We start from the raw sequence: 6,116 nt of genomic DNA, 5'->3' as shown, positions 1-6,116 counted from the left end.
AAAATTTAAATTAAATTCTTTTTACTACCTAAAAAAAAAAAAAAAAAAAAAAAAAAAACGATATAATTAAATTGCACATTCATGGAGGGATACCCAAGCCTGGTTTAAGGGGATTGATATTCATTTATTAATTAGGAGCACGTCAGTGCTTGCGTTGGTTCGAATCCTTATCCCTCCGCTTAGTTTTTAAACAATATTAATATCGATTGATAAGTTAACAATTTGAGTTACTTGGTCAATCGATTTTTTTGTGTGTATTTAATCAGTTTTAAAAAACTCTATATGAAAGTAGGTCTTTTTTTGAAATTTTCTAAGTTAAACGTTCAAGAATTCGAAAATTTTGTTAATGAAAATGCATCACATTATACCCAATCTTCCTCACATTTCAATTATCAAAATGAACATCAAAATAATGTACATTTAGTTGGTGTGAAAAATGAAACAGGTGAAGTGTTAGCTGCTTGTTTACTGACTGAGGCACGTTGTTTAAAGTTCTTTAAATATTTTTATACACATCGTGGTCCAGTCATGAACTTTAAAGACCATGAGTTAGTCAGATTTTTTTATGAAAACTTAACTACATATCTAAAAAAGCATAACTGCTTATATGTTTTAACAGACCCGTATCTTTTAGAAAATATTCGTAGCTGTAATGGAGACATCCTCGAATCTTATGACAACGAAACTTTTATGAATATCATGGATCTATTAGGTTATCGTCACCAAGGGTTTACCACAGGTTATTCTCAAACTAGCCAAATCAGATGGTTGTCTGTTTTAAACTTAAAAAACAAAGATGAAAAACAACTGTTAAAAGAAATGGATTATCAAACGCGCCGTAACATTAAGAAAACCTATGAAATGCAGGTGAAAGTGCGCAACTTATCGATTGATGAAACTGATAGATTCTTTAGATTGTTTAGAATGGCTGAAGAAAAACACGGCTTTAAATTCAGAGATCAAAGCTATTTTGAAAAAATGCAGAAAACTTACGCTGATAATAGTATGTTAAAGCTCGCATACATTGATTTAGAAGAATTATTAGAGGCACAACAAGCTAAAATCACTGAGTTAAATACAAATCTCGAAAATGTTCAAGCAACATTAAAAGAAAATCCTAATTCTAAGAAAAACAAAAATAAATATGAGCAATACCAAAAACAATTAGCTGCCCAAGAACGAAAAATGAATGAAACGAAAACGTTAATGGAAACAGACGGCCCTGTTTTAGACTTAGCTGCAGCTTATTATATCTATAATCCTCATGAGGTTTACTATTTATCCAGTGGCTCAAACCCTAAGTATAATGCCTACATGGGTGCGTATAGACTCCAATGGGATATGATTCAATTTGCGAAAAACAAAGGCATTGACCGTTATAACTTTTACGGTATTACCGGAGATTTTAGTGAAGAAGCTGAAGATTTCGGTGTTCAAAAATTCAAAGAAGGCTTTAACGCCCATGTCGAAGAATATATCGGAGATTTCATTAAACCGATTAAACCTTTCTTTTACAAGATCTATCAACTGTTAAATAAATAAAAGTTAACCATTCTCAACTATCTAGTTCCTTCAGGTAGTTCAACGTATTTCAATATGTAAAAAGCGCAGTCTGTTTTGTTTTTCAGACTGCGCTTTATTTTGATAATTATGTTAAACGATCCACTAAGACCATTTCATCGTAGTTAATTGCTTCACGTAATTTTAAAGCTGTTTTTTCACTGATTTCTTCGTCTTCAACTAATTCATTCAGAATATGACGTTGTTCACGTAAAGCATTGAGTTTGATTCTAGCGACATTATTACGATTGTTCGGCTTATTAGAAAAGATATTAGAAGCTGTCAGGTTATCAGAACGCATTAAATAACTATCGCAAATTGTGCCGATTTCTAATTTATTATCAGCATTGGCTTCTTTTGTTAAACGTCTGACCACATTATAGTGAACAATGCGCATGATATTTGAGATTTCTTTTAAGTTTTGTTCCACATCTAATGAAGATGATGCGTTCGTTTGTACACGTACACGACGTCTTAAAATTGCTACTTTGATGCGCATAATGATTCTGCGAATTAACGAAGCTTGACGGTACACTTGTGTACGTTCAGCATATCGCATATAGTTATCAAAATCACTTTGCGTAATTCTGCCTTCTTTCACCAACTCATTTAATGTCTCTGTTTCTGTATCAATCGCAATCCCTTGTAACCGTTCAAGTTCTCTAGAATTTTCATCATCATCGTCAATTACTTTCATAAATGCGATACGATCATGATAGATTTTAATGACATTACCATAATTGAACGATGTTTCAGGTGTGGCATGTCTTCTTAAGTAGTCAATGGTTTGTTCAAGGATGTAGATACGGGCTTCTCTGAAAGTCATGCCTTCGACTTTGGCTTTTTTTACTACTGGTGTGAGAAGCGGTAATAACACTTGCGCAATAATTAAACTTAAGACCACCATACCTGCAGAAATAAAGAGTAAGTCATTTCGATAAACAAATGATGTATGTTCCCCAAGCATATAAGGGAATGTCAAAGCGATGGCTAATGAAATTGTTCCATGTACACCGCACAAGGTCATAATCATCGCGTATTTACTACGTTTAGGTTTCGTTTCTCCTTGTTCTTTATTTTCACCATCATTCATTGCACGTTGGAATGGACTGACTGGCAAGTAGAAATAAGGATATAATACGTACACCCATAAGAAACGAAAGACATATACTGCTAAGGCAATCAAACCTGTAATTCCTAGTAAAAAGACTAGGTTTTGAGGTTCAGTTTTTATTATATTTTTGACTGTTTCAGGTACGATATAACCTAAAATGACAAATACAAAGCCGTTTAATACATAACTCAATAAGTTCCATGTTTGTGTATAACTTAATTTCAACTGGTTACTGATTTGATTAATACGATCACGCTCAAAACCATGAACCAGCCCTGAAATCACTGCCGCAATAATACCTGATGCATGGAAGACTTCCGCCGCAAGATATGACACAAATGGCGTCAATAACTGAATGAATACAAACATGTTGTTACTTTCTACGCCCTTACGTGCCAATACAATGCGTAAACGAACTAAGATAATACCTACAATCAGACCAATAACTAAACCGCCGACTGAAGTAATGAAGAACTGACCAATCGCATCTGTAATAGAAAATGCGCCTGTAATCAGTGCTGCTACAGCAATTTTGAATGAAATGATACCTGCCGCATCATTTAATAATGACTCTCCTTCTAAAATTGTCATTGATCCTTTAGGTAATATCTTTCCTTTTGTAATCGCCGATACCGCTACTGCATCTGTCGGGCATAATACCGCTGCTAAAGCGAAGCCTGCAGGCATTGGTAAACTCGGCCATACCCAGTGAATAAAGAATCCTACCCCTATCACTGTTGTAAATACTAGACCTAACGCCATCATCATTACTGGTTTAATGTAGCGCTTCAAGCTCACTCGCGAAACATTAACCCCTTCAATAAATAATAAAGGTGCGATCAGCGCAACCATAAATACTTCTGTATCAAATCTGAAGTTCACCGGAATTGGCGTTAAAAAGATCAGCGCTCCTAAAATGATTTGGATAAACGCTAGTGGTACTTTAGGAAGAAATAATGAATGGATTAATGAACTTAAAATAATTGCTGCTATAAAGACCAAAAGACCTTCAATAATTTCCACAGCGTCACCTCTTTCTTTGTTGTATGTACTTCATATATCTATCTTCTGATTGTTGAAGATTTCGCTCATATATCAAGTGTCTATGTTTAATAATACTATAATCAATTGTGTGAAATCTATTCTAAAAACTTCAGTAACTCATAGACGTAACTACAATTAATTTAATTGGCAAAAGAAGCCTTATATACACATTTAAATACCCCATAGCACCTACCTTCAAAAGTTTTTGAAATTAATTTTAAAAAAGGGTGTGCTTTTTTTCTGGAAATTTCGATATATAGAGTGAGCAAGGAGGTGAACAAAAATGAAAACAATCAAAGATCTTGCAGTGACACTTATTCGTGTCGAAGACCAAAAAGAAGCAAAACCAGTTATCAAACGTCGTCGATTCGCCCGTTTAAACCCACAAAGCACTGAAGCACAATTAAACAGCTTCAAATCAGCTATTGAAAAATTAACAGGTGAAACATACGACAACATTGAAGTCACAACAGTAGAAACTTTATAAAAGGAGAATCAGATTATGACAAAATCATTAGAATTGCTTTATATCAATGAAGCACACAAGCCCGTCAAGTTCCAAGTCCCAGATATTAAACAACAAGTATCTGAAGAATCTATCCGTAATGCGATGAGCACTTTATTAGAAAGCAATGTATTAAATCCTCCATCAGGTAAAATTATTGCGATTAAAGGTGCACAAATTGTTGAAAAAGAAACACACGTTATTTTCTAATTAAATATAGCCGAGTTTGCTCAAAATTTTGAGTAAACTCGGCTATTTTTGATTATTGCCTCGGTTGAATCACATCTCCGAAAAACACACGGTTACTTCCCAACTTTCTACATAAAGCATAATCATCATAAACATCCACGACTTGCGCTAAATTTTTATATGAATGTTTAGCGTTCAATACTTCTATAAATTGGTGCGGTTTAATACAAGAACTATGTCCTGCATCTATAAAAAATGTTTCCTCGTCTAACACCCGAATAATCGTCATTTTTGTCATGATGCGCCCCCCTTTTTCACTTTTCATAAATCGCTTTATGTAAAACATCTCGTTTCAACAAATTATATATTGATATTTCAAAAAAATCTACAACTTTTACAATTTACAAATAAAAAGTGACTCATTTTACCTTTTACTTAACACCGAGCGCAACAATGTTAAGTTGATATTTGTCGTTTTTCAGTGTGTTTGTGTTATTTTTCTACTTTTTTTATATTTATTTAAAATATGAGACAAGATAATTATTTTAGGCGTTGCACCAACCATTATTTTTATTGTATAATTACTTGAAAATTAAATAAGATGAGGTGAGCATAATTTTGTTTAAACACCCCTGGTTGATTGCCTTAATACTTCTTCTCCTTTTAAGCGCAACTGCCGTCGGATTATATGCCGCATTCCGACATTATACACTTCAGGCAACTCAAAACGTAAAAACGTACACCGCAACCTATAACCGACCGATTCAATTTACTGGTATCCAATCTGCTGAAACAACACAATCCTTTTACTATGATGCTCGTATGGGAAGCATCCACGACTGGTATAGTTCTGAAGGTAAAACGATAAAAAAAGATCAGCCATTGTTCGAGTATTATAATAAAACACTTGAACAACAATTAACCGCTGTACGTAAGCATTTAAACGCTTTAGATAGTCATCAGCATCGTCAAAACTTCCTGAATATGCATACTTATTTGGAACAAGAATATGATCGCATTCAGCTTGGACTTAGAACACAAGTCTTCAGTATGACAGAAGGCATTGTACACATCATAGATAAACATCCAAGTAAGGCACACCAATTGTTTGCGCAAATCCATAGTCCGAAGCGCATAATTAAAGCTTATATCGCTGAAACTGATTTCAAACAATTAAAACTTAATCAAACTGTTGAAATCAAAACACAAACAACGAAAGCTTTTAAAGGTAAAATTTTGAAAATCAGTCAATATCCTGATGTTAAAAAGAGCGAAAAAAACATATCGTACTACGAAGTTCAAATTTCTACTAACGGTATCATACCTGTAGGAAACCATTTTCAAATTACGATTCCTACGCACTTAATTGCCCTTCCAAAGGACGTGCTATATGATAATAACGCAATATTAATTAAAAGAAATGAACAAATGGTTAAAAGAATTATTAAATACCATGAAAAATCGGGTATGGTTATTATTAGTGAAGGTTTATTACCGGGAGAAAAAGTTATTGCTCAACCCAAAAACTTCACATTAAACTAGAGTTCTTATATAATTAACCCATATCAAGTCTCTTATAAACAGCTGACGCTGCCGACGTCACCTTACGTTTAGCTCTCGTTGGACGATGTCATATTTTTTAAACAATACTCACTTTATTCTTTCTATATAGACTTCTTTTACACACTAAAATTTCAATTTATA

6 protein-coding genes and 1 pseudogene are annotated in these 6,116 nt (G+C 33.6%); 5 read left to right on the top strand and 2 right to left on the bottom strand.

Features of this window, described 5'->3' with window-relative positions; translation table 11 throughout:
- Window positions 1-83: 83 nt before the first annotated feature.
- A pseudogene (locus BU038_RS12440) lies at window positions 84-178 on the top strand.
- A 122-nt stretch (window positions 179-300) separates the two neighbouring features.
- Entirely contained in the window at window positions 301-1,542 is a 1,242-nt protein-coding gene (gene lif / locus BU038_RS11575) for a lysostaphin resistance FemAB family serine transferase Lif (protein WP_107606145.1), read from the top strand.
- Between the two features lie 106 nt (window positions 1,543-1,648).
- Here the strand turns inward: lif and BU038_RS11570 are convergent, their stop codons facing one another.
- A complete protein-coding gene (locus BU038_RS11570; protein ID WP_107606144.1) occupies window positions 1,649-3,697 on the bottom strand; it encodes a cation:proton antiporter in 2,049 nt (682 codons plus the stop codon).
- Between the two features lie 304 nt (window positions 3,698-4,001).
- Between BU038_RS11570 and BU038_RS11565 the strand changes: the two genes are divergently transcribed.
- Window positions 4,002-4,205, top strand: a complete 204-nt coding sequence (locus BU038_RS11565) for a hypothetical protein (RefSeq protein ID WP_107606143.1) — start codon at window positions 4,002-4,004, stop codon at window positions 4,203-4,205.
- 15 nt (window positions 4,206-4,220) lie between these two features.
- Complete coding sequence (locus BU038_RS11560) at window positions 4,221-4,433, top strand: DUF2922 domain-containing protein (protein WP_107606142.1); 213 nt, start codon at window positions 4,221-4,223, stop codon at window positions 4,431-4,433.
- 52 nt (window positions 4,434-4,485) lie between these two features.
- On the opposite strand, the gene BU038_RS11555 is transcribed toward BU038_RS11560, so the two are convergent.
- Window positions 4,486-4,710 carry a hypothetical protein gene (locus BU038_RS11555; RefSeq protein WP_107606141.1) on the bottom strand — a complete coding sequence of 75 codons (225 nt, stop codon included), beginning with the start codon at window positions 4,708-4,710 and terminating at the stop codon, window positions 4,486-4,488.
- A 320-nt stretch (window positions 4,711-5,030) separates the two neighbouring features.
- On the opposite strand from BU038_RS11555, the gene BU038_RS11550 reads away from it, so the two are divergent.
- The gene (locus BU038_RS11550) at window positions 5,031-5,954 is read left to right on the top strand and encodes an HlyD family efflux transporter periplasmic adaptor subunit (RefSeq protein ID WP_107606140.1); all 924 of its coding nucleotides are present in this window, start codon (window positions 5,031-5,033) and stop codon (window positions 5,952-5,954) included.
- Window positions 5,955-6,116: the final 162 nt, after the last annotated feature.

It is taken from the genome of Staphylococcus simulans (genome assembly GCF_003043455.1).
Taxonomy (GTDB): Bacteria; Bacillota; Bacilli; order Staphylococcales; family Staphylococcaceae; genus Staphylococcus; species Staphylococcus simulans_A.
The sequence above is the reverse complement of the archived record's forward strand: the minus strand, read 5'-3'. Positions and strand labels throughout refer to the sequence as shown.

Excerpts from the sequence above, each read along its gene's own strand:
- BU038_RS11565 (WP_107606143.1), top strand. The coding sequence starts at position 4,002 with ATGAAAACAATCAAAGATCTTGCAGTGACACTTATTCGTGTCGAAGAC.
- BU038_RS11560 (WP_107606142.1), top strand. The coding sequence starts at position 4,221 with ATGACAAAATCATTAGAATTGCTTTATATCAATGAAGCACACAAGCCC.
- BU038_RS11555 (WP_107606141.1), bottom strand. The coding sequence starts at position 4,710 with ATGACAAAAATGACGATTATTCGGGTGTTAGACGAGGAAACATTTTTT.